Origin of the sequence: Falsiruegeria mediterranea M17, assembly GCF_900302455.1 — a bacterium.
Classification (GTDB): Bacteria; Pseudomonadota; Alphaproteobacteria; order Rhodobacterales; family Rhodobacteraceae; genus Falsiruegeria; species Falsiruegeria mediterranea.
Window position 1 is genome coordinate 67,540 of the sequence record NZ_ONZG01000006.1, and the last position, 16,408, is coordinate 83,947.

Genomic DNA, 16,408 nt, shown 5'->3' on the forward strand with positions numbered 1-16,408 from the left:
GCCCGGCACGGGGTGCCGGGCGGTGCGCTTCGCCGCAGGTGTTGAGGGAGAAGGATCAGGTATGGATCTGAGTTACACGCAAGAGGAGCTGGCGTTTCGCGACGAAGTGCGGACGTTTCTGGAGGAAAAGCTGCCCAAGGACATGTCGGACAAGATCCGGCGCGGGGAACATATCGGCAAGGAAGGCCACGAACTGTGGCATTCCATCCTGAACGAAAAGGGCTGGTTGTCTTATGGCTGGCCCAAAGAGTTTGGTGGTGCTGAGTGGAATGCTGTTCAACGCCATATCTTTGAGGATGAATGCGCGGCTGCTTATGCGCCCCGCATTGTGCCGTTTGGTCTGTCGATGTTGGCGCCGGTGCTGCAAAAGTTCGGATCCAAGGCACAGCAGGATCACTACCTGCCCCGCATCCTGGATGGTACCAATTGGTGGTGTCAGGGTTATTCCGAGCCCGGTGCCGGATCGGATTTGGCCTCGCTCAAGACCCGCGCTGTGCGCGATGGTGACCACTATGTGGTCAACGGGCAAAAGACCTGGACCACCTTGGGCCAATACGCGGATTGGATTTTCTGCCTGGTGCGCACCGATCCGGATGCCAAACAGCAGGAGGGCATCTCGTTCCTGCTCATTGACATGAACACACCCGGGATCGACGTGCGGCCCATCATATTGCTCGATGGCACGCCCGAAGTGAACGAGGTGTTTTTCGACAACGTTCGCGTGCCGGTGGAAAACCTGGTTGGCGAAGAAAACAAGGGCTGGACCTATGCCAAGTATCTGCTGACCCACGAACGCACCGGTATTGCGGGCGTTGGGTTCAGCCGCGCGGGCCTGGATGCGGTCAAGCGAGTGGCGCGCCAAGAGAGCGCCAACGGCCGTCCGCTGATCGAGAACCCGCACTTTGCCGCCCGATTGGCGCAGGTCGAGATTGACCTGATGGCCATGTCCACCACCAACCTGCGCATCATCAGCCAAGCCACAGCCGGACAGGCACCGGGGGTCGAAAGCTCGATGCTCAAGGTCAAAGGCACGATCATCCGGCAAGAGATCAACGATCTGGCCCGCCGCGCGGTTGGGCCTTATGCGATGCCATTTGCCTCGGAGGCGGTCGAAGGGGACAACGACCCCATCGGGCCGGATTATGCCGGGCCTGTTGCAGCGCAGTATTTCAACAACCGCAAACTGTCGATCTTTGGCGGATCGAACGAGATCCAGCGCGGGATCATCGCCAAGGTCAAGATGGGGGGCTGAGGAACATGGATTTCAATCTGACCGAAGAGCGGCAAATGCTGCAGGACACGCTGCGGCGCTTTCTGTCCGAACGCTATACTACAACCGAGCGCAACGCGATCATCGACAGCGACACGGGGCTGAGCACCGAGATCTGGGGCGAGTTGGCCGAGCTGGGTGTGATTGGTGCCTTGTTTACCGAAGATCAGGGCGGCTTTGGCGGCGCGGGATTTGACATTTCGACCGTGTTCGAGGAGCTGGGGCGCGCTGGTGTGGTCGAGCCGTTTTTGGATACTGCCATTTTGGGCGGCGGCCTGATTGCTGCGCTTGGCAATGATGCGCAGCAGGGCTTTGTCGAAGACGTGATCGGCGGTAGTTTGCATTTGGCCTTGGCGCATGGCGAACCTGCCAGCCGCTATGATCTGAGCCGGGTGGAAACCACGGCCAAGGCCGATGGCGATGATATCGTGATCGAAGGCCGCAAGGCGGTTGTGATCAATGCTGAGGCTGCCGGGTATTTGATCGTTTCGGCACGCGAAGGTGGAGGGCCGTTCAGCCTGGATGGGATTTCCCTGTTCCTTGTGCCTGCGGAGGCCTCTGGCCTGACCATGCAGGGCTACCCGATGATGAGCGGTGGCCGGGCGGCCGAGGTGACACTGGACAATGTACGCGTATCAGCTTCGGCCCGGCTTGGCGCCGAGGGGGCCGGTTTCCAGGCGCTCACGGATGTTGTTGCGCGGGCAAATGTCGCGCTTGCGGCCGAGGCCATGGGGGCGATGGAAAGCGCCACGGAACTCACCCGCGAATACCTGATGACCCGCAAGCAGTTCGGGCGCCCCATCGGAACGTTCCAGGCGCTGGCGCATCGCTTCTCGGATCTGCTGATCGAGTTGGAGCAGGCCCGGTCTGCTGTAACCAATGCCGCTGGCCATCTGGACAGTGATGATCGCGATCGTCAGATCGCCGCAGCGCGCAACCTGATCGCGCGTACTGGCCGCCTGGTGGCCGAAGAGGCGATCCAGATGCACGGCGGTATTGCCATGACGCAAGAATACGAGCTTGCCCATATTGCCAAGCGGATCGTCATGACCGACCATCGATTCGGCGATGCAGACTATCATCTGGAGCGATTTATTGGACTCAGCGCAGCCTAGCCCTCCTGCTTCGTGGACACGTCAGAAATCCGGTTGTCAGACGATGACCGGATACGAGATCGACCACAGCCGCACGGGCATAAGCCGGGCCTGTTATCTGGATATCGGGCCCGAGCATCTGAACTATCACGGCATCCTGCATGGCGGGTTGGTGTCGATGCTGCTGGACGTTGCATGCGGCCAAACAGCTTCAGCCATGTTCTGCCGCGAAGACCCTGCTCCCGTCGTGACGGTTGCGCTGAATGTGCAGTTTGTTTCTGCAGGTCGCAGTGGCCGCGTGACAGCCGTGGGACAGCCCGCTGGCAACGGGCGGTCGATGGCTTACGTGTCCGGAGAGCTTCGCAATGAGGACGGGGAGTTGCTGGCCATGGCGCAGGGTACGTTCAAACGCAGCAACAAAAAGGCCGATCCATGAGCCTCGCTTGGATCGAGGATCAGGGCGATCGGCTGGTTGTGGTCAACGGCAACACCGCAAAACGCGGGGCGCTGACACCTGAGCTCTATGATGCCATCCGGGCAGCAGTTGATCAGGCCCAGGATGTGCGTGTTCGGGCCATTGTGCTGACCAGCGCGGGGCCGTTCTTTTGCGCCGGTGGCGATCTGAATGTGCTGATCGAAAGACGCAAACTGCCCGAGGACGAGCGGCGCGCCCGCGTCGACTTGCTCCACGATGTTATTCGCGCAGTGCGCGGTAGCCCGGTGCCGGTGATTGCGGCCGTCGAAGGCGGAGCCGCAGGCGCGGGTCTGTCTCTGGCCTTGGCCTGCGATCTGATCGTAGCAGCAGAGGGCGCCAAGTTCACCGCCGCCTATGTGAAGGCCGGGTTGGTTCCCGATGGCGGCCTGACCTCAGCACTGGCGCGGATGTTGCCGCGACCTTTGGCGACCGAGATGTGCCTGCTCGCCCGACCGGTTGAGGCGGCGCGCATGGCGGCCCTTGGCGTTGTCGCGGAGCTCGTTGAACCGGGTGAAACCCTGGCGGCGGCGCAGGAATTGGCGGATGCATTGGCCCAAGGGCCGCGCGAGGCGCAGAGAGTGATCCGTGCGCTTGTGGGGCAGGCCTATGAACAACTCGAGGCCGCACAGCTGGATGCAGAACGCAACGCCATGGCACAGGCCGTGGCAGGAGACGAGGCGGGCGAGGGGATCTCGGCCTTTCTGGACAAGCGCAAACCACGGTTCTAGCGCATCGCTTGGACGACAGGGGAGGGTCGCATGAGCAAATGGCATGATTTTCTGGATGATCAGATCGAGGTGCGACCTGATGCTCTTGCTTTGACGGACGACGGCGGGGCCACATGGAGTTTCGCCGAATTTGGCCAAGCCGTCGACGCTTTGGCTGAGGAGCTGCGCAGGCGGGGTGCACGGGCCTGCGACCGGATCATGATTGTGTCCGAGAATTGCTGTGCGGCCATTGCCGCGCTTTATGCGTGCTCGCGCATCGGGGCCTGCGCCGTGCCCGTAAACGCGCGCCAGACGGGAGGTGAACTGGCGCGCATCGTCGAACATGCGCGGCCGACTTTGGTTCTGTTGACGACAGCAGCTTCGCCGGATGCGGTGAAGCATGCAGAGGCGATGGAGGCTGAGGAGTTGAACGGCAAATTCGGCGCGCTCCACATCGCGGCGCCCTTTGCCAGCGATCCGGATGCGGATTTGGATGACGTGGCGGTGATGCTTTTTACGACCGGAACAACCGGGACGCCCAAAGGGGTCATGCTGACCCATGACAACGTGCGGTTCGGCGGCATGACCTCGGCCAACCTGCGTGGGATGACACCGGATGATGTGGTCTATGGCGTGTTGCCCATTACCCATGTGTTCGGCTTGTGTTCGGTGGTCACGGCGGCGAGTTGTGCCGGCGCGCAGGTCCGGCTTGAGGCCCGGTTCTCGGCAGCGCGGCTGTACGAGCAACTGCAAGATGGCGTAACCCTGTTTTCAGCAGTGCCGCAAATGCATGCGTTGTTGATGCAATATGCCAAGGAGCAGGAGGTGGATGGAGTGCACGATTGCGCCTTGCGTTACACATCCTCTGGCGCGGCACCGCTCGATCCCGCTTGGAAACGCAAGGCCGAGGCATTCTATGGCGTTCCGATCCAGAATGGCTATGGCCTGACTGAAAGTACCGCCGGGGTGAGCGCGTCGAGCAATGAATTGGGCGATCCAGACATTTCTGTTGGAACGGCCTTGCCAGGTGTCGCGGTTAAGGTTGATGAAACGGTTGAAGGTGGCGGAGATGGTGTCGGAGAAGTTCTGACAGCGGGCCCTCATGTGATGAAGGGCTACTATCGCAATCCCGAAGCCACTGCGGAGGCGCTGCAAGAAGGTTGGCTGCGTACAGGCGATCTGGGGTATTTCGACGACCAGGGGCGATTGCATATCGCGGGTCGGTCGAAAGAGCTGATCATTCATGGGGGGTTCAACGTCTACCCACCCGAGGTTGAGGCGGCGCTGAACGATCATCCACAGGTCATTCAATCGGCGGTGATCGGGCGCACGGTGAACGGGGATGAACTCGTCTATGCCTTTGTGCAGGCCGCAGAGGGGGATTTGCCGGATGTCGACGATCTGGCGCAATTTGCTGCCATGCGTCTGGCGGGGTACAAACGCCCCTCTCGCATCATCGTGGCAACCGGGCTACCTGCGGCACCCACCGGAAAGATCCTGAAACACCGGCTGCTCGATCACTTTGCCGACCGCTTGAGTTGAGCAACTTGGGGGAGCTCCCGTGCCCGAGCAGACCTGACTGCGTCAGCCCCGCTAACGGCCTTGGGCCGGGCGCCTCGCCTGCGGCTCGGCGCGGTTCTGATTGGGGCAACTGGTTTGCCACAATCACCAACCACCGAGCGCAGCGAGGCCCGGCCCAACGGGAGGAAGTGCCCCGCCAGGGGCATTGACGACGGACGGGAGCGTTTCGCCTCTTGAATGGTACCCTTAGACGTAGACGCCTTCGGCTGCGGCGCGAACGGCGCGGATGTTCTCACCATAAACGTCCGGGTTCGAAACCGATCCGCCGCGGAACACGGCTGAGCCCGCGACCAGCACATCGGCACCAGCCTGGGCCACCAGGGGAGCCGTATTCGGGTCAACGCCGCCGTCGATTTCGATGTGAACGGGGCGGTCCCCGATCATCTCACGCAGGCGACGGACCTTGCCGGTCATGTCGATGAACTTCTGCCCGCCAAAGCCCGGGTTTACGGTCATCACGCAGACCAGATCCGTCAGGTCCAGAAGATGTTCCACGGCTTCGGCCGGGGTGCCCGGGTTCAGCGCGACACCTGCCTTCATACCAGCGGCGCGAATGGCCTGCAGGGTGCGGTGCGTATGCGGCCCCGCTTCGACATGTGCGGTCAATACATCAGCGCCTGCGTCCGCATAGGCGTCTATGTAGGGATCAACCGGAGCGATCATCAGGTGTACGTCCATCACTGTTTTCACATGCGGACGGAAGGCTTTCACGGCCATTGGGCCGAAGGTCAGGTTCGGCACAAAATGCCCGTCCATCACATCCACATGCACCCAATCCGCACCTTGCGCTTCGATGGCTTGGATTTCCTGGCCAAAGTTCGCGAAATCAGCGGAGAGGATCGACGGGGCGATCTTGATGGAACGGTCAAAGGTCATGAGTGGCACCTGAATGTGAGTGAAACCGAGCGAGTCGCTGGCTCATATAGGCCCAAATGCTGCGCGCGAACAGAGGAAGAGCAGGATTTGACCCTGCCTCGAAGTTTCCAATCGCCTGGTTTCACCACCGGATCCGCCAATTCGGTCGTTACAAAACCTTCACCGCTTCGACACATACGTTTTGTCTTTGCCCCTTAGCCACCCGACAACAATCACTGGGGGTGGCTCGTGCTGCGGATCAACAAACTTACCAAACGCTTTGGCGCAAACACCGCTGTCGATGCGGCGACGCTGGATGTGGACAAGCCCTGCATGATCGGGATCATCGGCCGCTCTGGTGCGGGTAAATCGACACTCCTGCGCATGTTGAACCGCCTCGAAGAAACAACCGAGGGCACGATTACGTTTGAAGGGCGTGACGTCACCGCCCTCAAAGGCAAGGACAAGCGTGCATGGCAGGCCGAATGCGCCATGATCTTTCAGCAGTTCAATCTGGTGCCACGTCTAGATGTGGTTTCGAACGTGCTGCACGGCACGCTCAACCGTCGCTCGACCTTGTCGACCATGTTCAATCTCTTTCCCATGGCGGACATCCACAAGGCCATCGACATCCTGGACCGTCTGGGCATCGCCGAGCACGCCCCCAAACGCGCCGAAGCTTTGTCGGGTGGACAGCAACAACGCGTGGCCATTGCGCGTGCCCTGATGCAGGACCCCAAGATCATCCTGGCGGACGAACCCATTGCCTCGCTCGACCCGATGAACGCCCAAGTGGTGATGCAGGCCCTGCGCCGCATCCACGAGGAAGACGGACGCACCGTGATTGCCAACTTGCACACGCTTGATACAGCGCGCCGCTATTGTGACCGCGTGGTTGGCATGCGCGACGGGCGCATCGTGTTTGATGGCCTGCCCGAACAGCTGACCACGGGCGTTGCCCGCGAGATTTATGGCGCCGGTGCAGATTTCTCCGAGGCCGCGACCTCGACCGAGATCGACACGCTGGAAGCCAGCACCGGCGCAAAACTCGTCAAAGAAGCGGTCTGACCCGCTCCAATCCCTTTCATCACCCGGGCCCGATGGGGGGTCGGGAAAACTTAACCGGAGAACCCAAAGATGAAAAAACTGATCGCAGCCCTTGCGGCGACCACTGCCTTGGCCACCCCGGCCCTGGCCGAAGACAAATCCATCAGCGAATTCCGCATCGGCCTGCTGGGCGGTGAAAACGCTCAGGACCGTCTGAACAACAATGAGTGCCTGCGCGCCAAGACCGAGGAACTGCTTGGCGTTCCGACCAAGCTGTTTGCCCCCGCCGACTATAACGGCGTGATTCAGGGCCTGCTAGGCGGCACGATCGACATGGCATGGCTGGGTGCATCGGGTTATGCCAAAACCTATCTGTCAGACCCCGAAGCGGTTGAGCCGATCCTGGTCAAGGTCAACAATGACGGCGGCTACGGCTACTACTCGATTGGGTTTGCCCGCAAGGACAGCGGCATCACCTCAATCGAAGACCTTAAGGACAAAACCTTTGGTTTTGGCGACCCGAATTCGACCTCAGGTTTCCTGATCCCCTCGATCGAGATCCCCGAAGTGACCGGCGCGACCATGACCTCGGGCGATTACTTTGGTGAAGTGAAGTTCACCGGTGGTCACGAGCAGACCATCGTTGCCGTAAACAACGGCGACATCGACGCGGGCGTTAGCTGGGCTGACGGTCTGGGTGAATGGGAAGACGGTTTCAACTCGGGCGCTTTGCGCCGTGCGGTTGATGCGGGTCTGGTTGACATGAACGATCTGGTCAAAATCTGGCAGTCCAAGCCGATCCCCGAAGGTCCGATCGTTCTGCGCAAAGCTCTGCCCGAAGACGTCAAAGTCAAATTCACCGCTCTGATGGCCTCGTTGCCTGCGATGGACCCCGATTGCGCTTATGGCGTTCTGTCGGGTGAGGCCAAAGGCGTGATGCCGATTGGCCATGACGCCTATGAGGTCATCATCGAAGCGCGCAAATTGAAGTCCAACTGATTTCAGCACCAAACGCGCGGGGCTCGGCACCAAACGCCGGGCCCCGTTTTTGACGGGAGCATTCCAATGACAGACCTGAGTGCAGGGTCCCCTTCGGTCGCAGACATTCGCGACGATTACTCCGCGCTGGTTCAGCGCAAACGGGTCTATGGTGGTATTCTCCTGATCCTCTTCATCAGCCTGATGGCGGCGGGGTTCCGCACGGCGGACACCCGCAACGCAGGGTCGTTCGTAGACGGCTGGCGTCGCATTCTGGATTACCCGACCGAGGTGCTTAGCGAGGCCTGGGAAAAGGTCGCACTGCTGCCTGGCCATCTGGCGCACTTCATGCCGGCTCTGATCGAGACGCTGAACATTGCTGCCGCATCAACCCTGATCGGTGCTGTGTTGGGCACCTTCCTGTCGTTGTTGGCCACGCGCGGCATGGCGCCTTGGCCTGCGTTAATTCCCGTCTTTCGCCGGATCAGCGACATCTGCCGCGCCATCCCCGAGATCGTGATTGCGCTGGTGCTGATCTTTGTTCTGGGCGGCGGGCCGGTTCCGGCGATGATCGCCATTGCGATTCACACGGCCGGTGCGTTGGGCAAGCTGTTTTCGGAAGTAAATGAAAACGCCTCGCTCAAACCTGTCGAGGGGCTGCAGTCGGTCGGCGCATCCTGGGCGCAGCGGATGTACCTGGGTGTGATCCCGCAAGTGGGTCCGAACTATGTCAGCTATGCCCTGCTGCGGTTCGAAATCAACATCCGCGCTTCGGCCATCCTGGGCTTTGTTGGAGCCGGCGGTATTGGCTATGAGCTGCGCAATTCAATGTCCTGGGGGCAGGGGCGCTATGACGAGGCCGCCGCCATCTTCATCCTGCTGTTTGTCACAATCGTTCTGGTCGACCAGTTGTCTGGCGTCCTGCGCAATCGTCTGACCCACGGAGCTGCGTCATGAGCACCTTTGCTACCAATTTGCCCACCGAGGCGCTCAAGGCTGAGGCCGACAAGATCTTTGTCCGCAAGAGGATTGTGAACTTTGGCCTGCCGATCTTGGTGCTGCTGTATCTGGCCTATGTGTTCTTCGCCTTCGACGTGCCCAGCCTTTATGAGAAAGCCAGTTGGAAGAACGGCAAGACGCTGGTTTCGGACAGCTACAGTTACAAGACCCACGTGACGCGCGACAACCGCAGCGGCGAAGTTTCGGTCGCCATCGAAGGCGAGCGCAAGGGCGAATACCCCGAAGGTATGTCGCCTGAGTGGGTTGAGATGGGTGAGACCACGGTTATCGACCTGGAAGACGGCTACATCGTCACCTTTGGTCTGGACGTGATCGAATTTGACGTTCCCAATTACGGTGTGATCCGCGCAACCCCAGACCGGCGCAAAGGTGTGCAAGCTGAATTGCCCGCAGGGGACGTACCCGAGTGGATCAACCTGTCCAAGAACCGCCTTGCCGTGACCACCGAAGCTGGTCGCCTGACCGTGACTCGCAACCGCGCCGAAGTGTTTCGGTATTTCACCGGCTGGGAACTTTTCTGGTTTACCCTCGACAGCCCTTACTACGGAAAAGGGCCGGGGGAGTTGATGGGTCTGGCTTTTGCGGGCGAGGCTGGTGCGATCTGGAACGATTTCTGGACCAACAAGATGTGGCGGCATCAGGATGTCGCCTGGGCGATCTTTGAGACGATCCTGATGGCCTTCCTGGGGACGCTTGGCGCAGGCATCGTGGCATTGCCGCTCGCCTTTATGGCCGCGCGCAACTTCAACCCGCTGGGGCCGCTGCGCTTTGGCGTGCGCCGGGTGTTCGACTTTGTCCGCGGCGTCGATGCGCTGATCTGGACCGTGGTTCTGAGCCGCGCCTTTGGGCCGGGGCCTCTAACTGGAGCGCTGGCGATTTTGGTGACGGACACGGGCACTTTCGGCAAGATCTTTTCCGAGGCGTTAGAAAACGTCGACAAAAAGCAGATCGAGGGCGTGCAATCCACAGGGGCCAACGCACCGCAGCGCTATCGGTTCGGGGTGATTCCGCAGATTACACCGGTGCTGATCAGCCAATTGCTGTATTTCCTGGAATCCAACACCCGCAGCGCAACCATCATCGGCGCGATCACCGGGGGTGGCATCGGTTTGCTGCTGACGCAGGCGATCATCACCCAGAAGGATTGGGAAGAGGTTGCATACTACATCGTGCTGATCATCCTGATGGTGATGTTCATGGATTGGTTCTCGGGTTGGCTGCGCCGCAAACTGATTTCGGGGGATGTCAAAACACCACGCAAGCGCAAGGGGGATCCAAAGGCGAAGCCCTTCGTCTTGCCCTGACACTTTGAAATCGAAGCGCCGTTGATGGATCTGATCCGTCAGTGGCGCTTTTTTGTTTGAGAAAGACCACAAGATGACCGAGCCCCGGCTTAAGCCTGACGCACCTTTCCTCCACCCCGATTGCCAGGTCCACGACAGCCAGTTTGGGGCCTATGTCGAGATCGGCGCAGGCACCCGATTGAACAACACGACCTGGGGAGATTATTCTTATTGCGATCGAACCTGTGATGTGGCCAATGCCCAGATCGGCAAGTTCTCCAACATCGCCAGCTTCACCCGGATCGGGGCGACGGATCATCCGATGGAGAAGGCCTCGCTGCATCATTTCCACTATCGCTCGGCGGATTATTGGGCGGATGCCGAGCATGATGCAGATTGGTTCGCCTATCGCGCCAGCCGCATGGCGCAGGTTGGCCATGACACCTGGATCGGCCACGCCGCAATCATCAAGCCTGAGGTCACGATCGGTCATGGCGCGGTGATTGCGTCCGGAGCAGTGGTGACGAAAAACGTGGCCCCCTACACGATTGTGGCGGGCGTGGCGGCCACCGAAGTGCGCCGTCGGTTCCCTGAACAGGTCGCTGAGCGCATGATGGAACTGGCGTGGTGGGATTGGGGCCATGACGTCCTGTGCGAACGTCTTGCTGATTTTCGCACCCTAAAGGCCGAGGCGTTTCTGGAGAAGTACACCTGAGCCATTCGGGGGCACTCCCGCGCCCGCGCTGATCCCGGCTTCGCCGAAATCGCTGGCGGCCTTGGGCCGGGCGCCTCGCCTTCGGCTCGGCGCAGCCGCACTTGGGGTGACTGTTTTGCCACAAGCGCCAGCTGCCGAGCGCAGCGAGGCCCGGCCCAACGGGAGGAGGGCATCTTAGATGCCTGATCGACGGGCGGGAGCGCTCCGCTTATGTTTCACCCAAGGTCAGCGTGACGTGATCGCCGGCAAACCACGTGCGGCCAAACTCGACCGGACCCCCGTCAGGATCGACATTGACACCCACTGATTGCATCACTGGCGCGCCTTCTGGTACGCGTAGGTGCAAGGCCTGCGTTGCGCTGGCGCGGCGGGCGGTTAGGCGGGTCCACCTACGGGTGTAGTCGGCGATGCCGAGCCCTTGCAGTGCGCGGGTGACGGATTGCGTTTCTTCAAGGGCTTTCAACATGCCGGGAAAGCGGCCAGCTGGAAAGACACTCTGGAATACCGCGATCGGTAGCCCATCCGCCAACGACAACCCGTCGTAGACATGCACCGGATCGCCACTTTCCAGACACAGAGCCTCGGCCTCTTGCGCGTCTGCTGCTCGTGTCGTCAGAGCCAGGATCTGCTTGCCGGGGATCTTGCCGCTGGCCGAGATGTTCTGGTGGTACCTCACCCGCCTGCCAATGGGATACTCGGTTGGTCGCGCCGCGACGAAGACACCCGCGCCGCGCCTCGCGTGCACCAGCCCTTGTTCTGACAGTTCGGCCAATGCCCGCCGAACAGTATGACGATTCACGCCATGGGTTGCGGACAATTGCGCCTCGGTCGGCAGGCGGTCGCCATTGCGATATCGACCCTCGGCAATGTCTGAGGTGAGGCTGGCGGCGATGGTCTTCCAGACGGGTGTGCGGCTCATGTCATCAAATCTTCACAAGATGCAGGATTGCGGGATCGGATCTAAATCCGTATGATTTGTCTAGTTGTATAGTTGTTGTAGACAACTTCGCCAAGAGGCTAAAATGGCAAATGAGATGAATATCGGCAATTCAGCGCGCAAAGCGTGGATGGGCCTGATGGCGTCCGCGCCCGAAGGGGCGATGATGGCGCTATGGGACGCGGTGGATGACCGCCCCAAATTTGACTGGCTGCGCGCGCCCGAAGTGGGGGGCGTCATGGTGCGGGGCCGTATGGCTGGCACCGGTGCGCCCTTCAATGTGGGCGAAATGACCGTGACCCGCTGCTCTCTGGTTCTGAAGGACGGCACAGTTGGTCACGGCTACGTGCAGGGCCGCTCCAAACCCAAGGCCGAAGCCGCTGCTTTGATTGATGCCCTGATGCAGACCGAGGCCGCTGACCGGGTGCAGCGCGATGTTCTGTCGCCGCTGGCCGATCAGGTGGCGCAGGCCAAGACAAAACGTGCTGCAAAGGCAGCCGCGACCAAGGTCGAGTTTTTCACCATGGTGCGAGGAGAAGACTGATGCAAACGCAAGCAACTCAATTTGCGGGCGGGTTTTCGGATGCGCCGATCAACGCGGCCCACGCTTTTCGCGCGGCGATGACCGTGATGGCCTGTCCGGGCAAGATCCGCACTCTGACTGGCGCGCAAGCTCCGAAACCTTTGTCCGAGGCTGCAGCGACCCTGTTACTGACATTGTGCGACCCGGAAACGGGCGTTTATCTGGCGGGCGAGGCAGACACGGATGACGTGCGCCAATGGCTGACCTTCCACACCGGCGCGCCTTTGGTTGGTGCAGCGCAGGCCGACTTTGCAGTGGGCACCTGGACGGATCTTCAGCCGATCAATGCCTATCGGATCGGCACATCAGAATATCCTGATCGCTCGGCAACCCTGATCGTTGAGTGTGCCGAGTTGTTGCAAAGCGGCGCGGTGCTGTCCGGTCCTGGCATCAAGGACACCGCGCAGTTGAAGCTGCCGGACATGCAGGCGCTTCAGGCCAACTCCACTCTCTACCCTCTGGGTTTGGACTTCTTTTTCACCAGCGGCACCCAGGTCGCGGCGCTGCCGCGCAGCACGCAAATCGCAGAGGGCTAAGGCATGTATGTAGCTGTCAAAGGTGGCGAACGCGCCATTGAAAACGCCCACGCTTGGCTCGCCGAAGAGCGGCGCGGGGATACATCCGTCGCCGAGCTGTCCATCGCGCAGATCCGCGAGCAGCTGAGCCTGGCGGTCAACCGCGTGATGGCCGAGGGGTCGCTGTTCGATCCCGATCTGGCGGCGTTGGCAATCAAGCAATCGCGCGGCGATCTGATCGAGGCGATCTTTCTGATCCGCGCCTATCGGACGACCCTACCGCGGTTCGGGGCCAGCTTGCCGGTGGAAACCGGCGATATGGCCTGTGATCGCCGCATCTCGGCTACCTTCAAGGATGCGCCGGGCGGGCAGGTTCTGGGCCCGACCTTCGACTACACCCATCGCCTGCTGGATTTCAAACTGGCCGCCGAGGGCGAAGTTGCACCAGCAGCCGAAGGAACGCCGCGCGAGGAAGCCACGCCGCACATAACCGAGTTTCTGCAGGGCGAAGATGTCATCCAGCGCGAACCTGTCGGCGAAGCAGTGCCGGGCGATCTGACCCGTGAGCCCATGGAATTCCCGGCTGACCGGGCTCTGCGTCTACAGTCGCTCACGCGCGGGGACGAGGGGTTCATTCTAGGCATGGCCTATTCGACCCAACGTGGCTACGCCCGCAACCACGCCTTTGTGGGCGAGCTGCGGATTGGCAAGGTCGCGGTCGAGATGGAGATCCCCGAGCTGGGGTTTGCCATCGAAATCGGCGAGTTGGAGCTGACTGAATGCGAAACGGTGAACCAGTTCCAGGGCTCCAAAACCGAGCCGCCGCAGTTCACGCGCGGTTATGGCCTGGTGTTTGGTCAGTCCGAGCGAAAATCCATTGCCATGGCTCTGGTTGACCGGGCCCTTCGGTGGGAAGAACTGGGTGAGGACAATCTGGGCGCGGTGGCGCAGGACGAGGAATTTGTGCTCAGCCACTCGGACAACATCCAAGCGACCGGCTTCCTGGAACACATCAAACTGCCGCATTACGTCGACTTCCAGTCCGAGCTTGAACTGGTGCGCAAACTGCGCCGTGAGGCGGAAGAGCGCACCGCCGGATATCAAGAGGCTGCGGAATGAAAGCCGTCGTCTTTGATATCGGCAATGTGCTGATCCGGTGGGATCCCTATCTGGCCTGGCTTGATGACTTGGGCAGCCGTAGCGCGGTGACCGAGTTTTTGACGCGGGTTGCGTTCTTTGATCGGAATCTGCGGGCAGACGGTGGCGAAACGTTTGCCGATCTGGCGGCCGAGCTGAAAAACGTCGAGGATCAGCGCCGCCTGAACGCCTATGTGGAACGCTATGCTGCAACTGTGCCCGACAAGATCGAGGGCACCTGGCAATTGCTCTACCGGCTTAAGGAACAGGGCAGGCAGGTGCATGCAATCACCAACTGGTCAACCGAAACCTGGCCTGTTGGCGTCAGTGCGCACCCGGAATTGGGCGAGGTCTTTGATGTCACGGTGGTTTCTGGGCAAGAGAAGCTGCTGAAACCGCAGCCCGAGATTTTCCACCGCCTGTGCGAACGCGCGGGGCTGACGCCACAAGACTGCACTTTTGTGGATGACACGCTGAAAAACGTCGAGGGTGCGCGCGCCGTCGGTATGGACGCCATTCATTTCAGCACGCCCCAGGCTTTTGAGGCGGCCTTGAATGAAAGAGATTTGCTATGAGCGAATACAATTTTGCTTACCTGGATGAGCAGACCAAGCGGATGATCCGCCGCGCCATCCTCAAAGGCCTGGCAGTGCCGGGCTATCAGGTTCCCTTTGCCAGCCGCGAGATGCCGATGCCTTATGGTTGGGGCACCGGCGGGGTGCAGGTGTCGGCGGCGACGTTGACGCCCGAGGATACCTTCAAGGTGATTGATCAGGGCGCGGACGACACCACCAACGCCGTCTCGATCCGCAAGTTCTTCGAGAACACCGCAGGCGTGGCCGTGACCGAAGAAACGGAAAAGGCCACCGTCATCCAAACCCGCCACCGCATCCCCGAGGCTGAACTGACCGAGGATCAGATCCTAGTCTATCAGGTGCCGATCCCGGAGCCACTGCGCTTTCTGGAACCACGCGAGACAGAAACGCGCAAAATGCACAGCCTTGAGGAATACGGGTTGATGCACGTGAAGCTTTATGAGGACATCAGCCAGCATGGCGACATCGCGACCTCATACGCTTATCCGGTGATGGTGCAGGACCGTTATGTGATGGACCCATCCCCCATTCCCAAGTTCGATAATCCCAAGCTTGAGATGTCGGCGATCCAGCTCTTTGGCGCCGGTCGCGAGCAGCGGATCTATGCGGTGCCGCCGCACACCAAGGTGGTGAGCCTGGATTTCGAGGATTACCCGTTTGAGGCCACCAAGGCAGATCACGCCTGTGACTTGTGCGGGGCCGAGAACAGCTATCTGGATGAGGTCATTTTGGACGATGCAGGCAACCGGATGTTTGTCTGCTCGGATACGGATTATTGCCGTTCTCGCCGTGCAGCGGGTCATGTCGGCAGATTGGGAACGGAGGACGCAGCATGACCCCCCTGTTGCAAGTCAAAGGCATCGAAAAACACTATGGCGCGCGGATCGGATGCAAGGATGTGAGCTTTGACCTCTACCCCGGCGAGGTGATGGGGATCGTGGGCGAAAGCGGGTCGGGCAAGTCGACTTTGCTCAACTGTCTGGCAGGCCATCTGGATTCGGACGCAGGGCAGGTCATCTTTGACACCCGTGCCGACGGGCCGGTGGACACGCTGCAAATGTCCGAGCCCGAGCGCCGGATGTTGGGCCGCACCGATTGGGCCTTTGTCCATCAGCACGCCCGCGATGGTCTGCGCATGTCGGTCAGCGCCGGTGGCAACATTGGCGAGCGGCTGATGGCAGTCGGCGATCGCCACTATGGCGACATCCGCGACAAGGCGATCGACTGGCTGGGCCGGGTCGAAATTGCCGAAAGCCGCGTTGATGACCGCCCGACCGCGTTTTCGGGCGGGATGCAGCAGCGTTTGCAGATCGCGCGCAACCTGGTGACAGGGCCGCGTCTGGTGTTCATGGACGAGCCCACAGGGGGCCTGGATGTTTCGGTTCAGGCGCGACTGCTGGATCTCTTGCGCGGTTTGGTGCGCGAGATGGGGCTGAGCGCCATCATCGTGACCCATGATCTGGCTGTGGTGCGCCTGTTGGCGGACCGGCTGATGGTGATGAAAGACGGACATGTGGTCGAGGCTGGTCTGACCGATCAGGTGCTCGACGACCCACAACATGCCTACACGCAGCTGCTGGTCTCCAGCGTTCTGCAAGTGTGAGGGGCGAGAGAG

18 protein-coding genes are annotated in these 16,408 nt (G+C 60.7%); 16 read left to right on the forward strand and 2 right to left on the reverse strand.

Going from position 1 to position 16,408, the window contains the following annotated elements; all coding sequences use genetic code 11:
* Nucleotides 1-61: 61 nt before the first annotated feature.
* From TRM7615_RS12890 to TRM7615_RS12910, 5 genes are read left to right on the forward strand one after another with little or no spacing between them, the layout of a single operon-like run.
* On the forward strand, nt 62-1,252 hold the full coding sequence (locus TRM7615_RS12890) for an acyl-CoA dehydrogenase family protein (RefSeq protein WP_108788140.1): 1,191 nt from the start codon (nt 62-64) through the stop codon (nt 1,250-1,252).
* A gap of 5 nt (nt 1,253-1,257) precedes the next feature.
* Nucleotides 1,258-2,385, forward strand: coding sequence for an acyl-CoA dehydrogenase family protein (locus TRM7615_RS12895; protein WP_108788142.1), 1,128 nt, complete (start codon nt 1,258-1,260; stop codon nt 2,383-2,385).
* 43 nt (nt 2,386-2,428) lie between these two features.
* Nucleotides 2,429-2,800: a PaaI family thioesterase gene (locus TRM7615_RS12900; protein ID WP_235824089.1), complete on the forward strand. Its 372-nt coding sequence runs from the start codon at nt 2,429-2,431 to the stop codon at nt 2,798-2,800.
* Nucleotides 2,797-3,567: an oxepin-CoA hydrolase, alternative type gene (locus tag TRM7615_RS12905; protein ID WP_108788146.1), complete on the forward strand. Its 771-nt coding sequence runs from the start codon at nt 2,797-2,799 to the stop codon at nt 3,565-3,567. The genes TRM7615_RS12900 and TRM7615_RS12905 overlap by 4 nt, the downstream gene beginning before the upstream one ends.
* 30 nt (nt 3,568-3,597) lie before the next feature.
* On the forward strand, nt 3,598-5,088 hold the full coding sequence (locus TRM7615_RS12910) for a class I adenylate-forming enzyme family protein (RefSeq protein ID WP_108788148.1): 1,491 nt from the start codon (nt 3,598-3,600) through the stop codon (nt 5,086-5,088).
* Between the two features lie 225 nt (nt 5,089-5,313).
* Here TRM7615_RS12910 and rpe read toward each other — a convergent pair whose 3' ends face one another.
* Nucleotides 5,314-6,003, reverse strand: a complete 690-nt coding sequence (gene rpe, locus TRM7615_RS12915) for a ribulose-phosphate 3-epimerase (protein WP_108788150.1) — start codon at nt 6,001-6,003, stop codon at nt 5,314-5,316.
* Between the two features lie 228 nt (nt 6,004-6,231).
* Between rpe and phnC the strand changes: the two genes are divergently transcribed.
* The 5 genes from phnC to TRM7615_RS12940 all read left to right on the forward strand — a co-directional run bounded on the left by phnC (nt 6,232) and on the right by TRM7615_RS12940 (nt 11,025).
* Entirely contained in the window at nt 6,232-7,050 is an 819-nt protein-coding gene (phnC, locus tag TRM7615_RS12920) for a phosphonate ABC transporter ATP-binding protein (RefSeq protein WP_108788152.1), read from the forward strand.
* Nucleotides 7,051-7,119: 69 nt separating this feature from the next.
* Entirely contained in the window at nt 7,120-8,028 is a 909-nt protein-coding gene (phnD, locus tag TRM7615_RS12925) for a phosphonate ABC transporter substrate-binding protein (protein ID WP_108788154.1), read from the forward strand.
* A gap of 66 nt (nt 8,029-8,094) precedes the next feature.
* On the forward strand, nt 8,095-8,964 hold the full coding sequence (gene phnE / locus TRM7615_RS12930; RefSeq protein ID WP_108788156.1) for a phosphonate ABC transporter, permease protein PhnE: 870 nt from the start codon (nt 8,095-8,097) through the stop codon (nt 8,962-8,964).
* Nucleotides 8,961-10,331, forward strand: coding sequence for a phosphonate ABC transporter, permease protein PhnE (gene phnE / locus TRM7615_RS12935; RefSeq protein ID WP_108788159.1), 1,371 nt, complete (start codon nt 8,961-8,963; stop codon nt 10,329-10,331). The genes phnE (TRM7615_RS12930) and phnE (TRM7615_RS12935) overlap by 4 nt, the downstream gene beginning before the upstream one ends.
* Before the next feature lie 73 nt (nt 10,332-10,404).
* The gene (locus tag TRM7615_RS12940) at nt 10,405-11,025 is read left to right on the forward strand and encodes an LbetaH domain-containing protein (RefSeq protein ID WP_108788161.1); all 621 of its coding nucleotides are present in this window, start codon (nt 10,405-10,407) and stop codon (nt 11,023-11,025) included.
* A 208-nt stretch (nt 11,026-11,233) separates the two neighbouring features.
* On the opposite strand, the gene phnF is transcribed toward TRM7615_RS12940, so the two are convergent.
* A complete protein-coding gene (gene phnF, locus TRM7615_RS12945; protein WP_108788163.1) occupies nt 11,234-11,944 on the reverse strand; it encodes a phosphonate metabolism transcriptional regulator PhnF in 711 nt (236 codons plus the stop codon).
* A 103-nt stretch (nt 11,945-12,047) separates the two neighbouring features.
* Between phnF and phnG the strand changes: the two genes are divergently transcribed.
* The 6 genes from phnG to phnK are packed head-to-tail and all read left to right on the forward strand — an operon-like array spanning nt 12,048 to nt 16,396.
* Entirely contained in the window at nt 12,048-12,506 is a 459-nt protein-coding gene (phnG, locus tag TRM7615_RS12950) for a phosphonate C-P lyase system protein PhnG (RefSeq protein WP_235824090.1), read from the forward strand.
* Nucleotides 12,506-13,081, forward strand: coding sequence for a phosphonate C-P lyase system protein PhnH (gene phnH, locus TRM7615_RS12955; protein WP_108788166.1), 576 nt, complete (start codon nt 12,506-12,508; stop codon nt 13,079-13,081). Before phnG ends, phnH begins: the two co-directional genes overlap by 1 nt.
* Before the next feature lie 3 nt (nt 13,082-13,084).
* Nucleotides 13,085-14,179: a carbon-phosphorus lyase complex subunit gene (locus TRM7615_RS12960; protein WP_108788168.1), complete on the forward strand. Its 1,095-nt coding sequence runs from the start codon at nt 13,085-13,087 to the stop codon at nt 14,177-14,179.
* Nucleotides 14,176-14,772 (forward strand): HAD family hydrolase, encoded by a 597-nt coding sequence (locus TRM7615_RS12965; RefSeq protein WP_108788170.1) that lies wholly within the window; start codon nt 14,176-14,178, stop codon nt 14,770-14,772. The genes TRM7615_RS12960 and TRM7615_RS12965 overlap by 4 nt, the downstream gene beginning before the upstream one ends.
* Nucleotides 14,769-15,629 carry an alpha-D-ribose 1-methylphosphonate 5-phosphate C-P-lyase PhnJ gene (locus TRM7615_RS12970; protein WP_108788172.1) on the forward strand — a complete coding sequence of 287 codons (861 nt, stop codon included), beginning with the start codon at nt 14,769-14,771 and terminating at the stop codon, nt 15,627-15,629. Before TRM7615_RS12965 ends, TRM7615_RS12970 begins: the two co-directional genes overlap by 4 nt.
* Complete coding sequence (gene phnK, locus TRM7615_RS12975; RefSeq protein WP_108788174.1) at nt 15,626-16,396, forward strand: phosphonate C-P lyase system protein PhnK; 771 nt, start codon at nt 15,626-15,628, stop codon at nt 16,394-16,396. Before TRM7615_RS12970 ends, phnK begins: the two co-directional genes overlap by 4 nt.
* The last annotated feature ends 12 nt before the right edge of the window (nt 16,397-16,408 follow it).

Excerpts from the sequence above, each read along its gene's own strand:
- phnE (WP_108788156.1), top strand. The coding sequence starts at position 8,095 with ATGACAGACCTGAGTGCAGGGTCCCCTTCGGTCGCAGACATTCGCGAC.
- rpe (WP_108788150.1), bottom strand. The coding sequence starts at position 6,003 with ATGACCTTTGACCGTTCCATCAAGATCGCCCCGTCGATCCTCTCCGCT.
- TRM7615_RS12940 (WP_108788161.1), top strand. The coding sequence starts at position 10,405 with ATGACCGAGCCCCGGCTTAAGCCTGACGCACCTTTCCTCCACCCCGAT.
- TRM7615_RS12905 (WP_108788146.1), top strand. The coding sequence starts at position 2,797 with ATGAGCCTCGCTTGGATCGAGGATCAGGGCGATCGGCTGGTTGTGGTC.
- phnG (WP_235824090.1), top strand. The coding sequence starts at position 12,048 with ATGGCAAATGAGATGAATATCGGCAATTCAGCGCGCAAAGCGTGGATG.
- phnD (WP_108788154.1), top strand. The coding sequence starts at position 7,120 with ATGAAAAAACTGATCGCAGCCCTTGCGGCGACCACTGCCTTGGCCACC.
- TRM7615_RS12895 (WP_108788142.1), top strand. The coding sequence starts at position 1,258 with ATGGATTTCAATCTGACCGAAGAGCGGCAAATGCTGCAGGACACGCTG.
- phnK (WP_108788174.1), top strand. The coding sequence starts at position 15,626 with ATGACCCCCCTGTTGCAAGTCAAAGGCATCGAAAAACACTATGGCGCG.
- TRM7615_RS12960 (WP_108788168.1), top strand. The coding sequence starts at position 13,085 with ATGTATGTAGCTGTCAAAGGTGGCGAACGCGCCATTGAAAACGCCCAC.
- TRM7615_RS12900 (WP_235824089.1), top strand. The coding sequence starts at position 2,429 with ATGACCGGATACGAGATCGACCACAGCCGCACGGGCATAAGCCGGGCC.
- phnE (WP_108788159.1), top strand. The coding sequence starts at position 8,961 with ATGAGCACCTTTGCTACCAATTTGCCCACCGAGGCGCTCAAGGCTGAG.
- phnF (WP_108788163.1), bottom strand. The coding sequence starts at position 11,944 with ATGAGCCGCACACCCGTCTGGAAGACCATCGCCGCCAGCCTCACCTCA.
- phnH (WP_108788166.1), top strand. The coding sequence starts at position 12,506 with ATGCAAACGCAAGCAACTCAATTTGCGGGCGGGTTTTCGGATGCGCCG.
- TRM7615_RS12890 (WP_108788140.1), top strand. The coding sequence starts at position 62 with ATGGATCTGAGTTACACGCAAGAGGAGCTGGCGTTTCGCGACGAAGTG.
- TRM7615_RS12970 (WP_108788172.1), top strand. The coding sequence starts at position 14,769 with ATGAGCGAATACAATTTTGCTTACCTGGATGAGCAGACCAAGCGGATG.
- TRM7615_RS12965 (WP_108788170.1), top strand. The coding sequence starts at position 14,176 with ATGAAAGCCGTCGTCTTTGATATCGGCAATGTGCTGATCCGGTGGGAT.
- TRM7615_RS12910 (WP_108788148.1), top strand. The coding sequence starts at position 3,598 with ATGAGCAAATGGCATGATTTTCTGGATGATCAGATCGAGGTGCGACCT.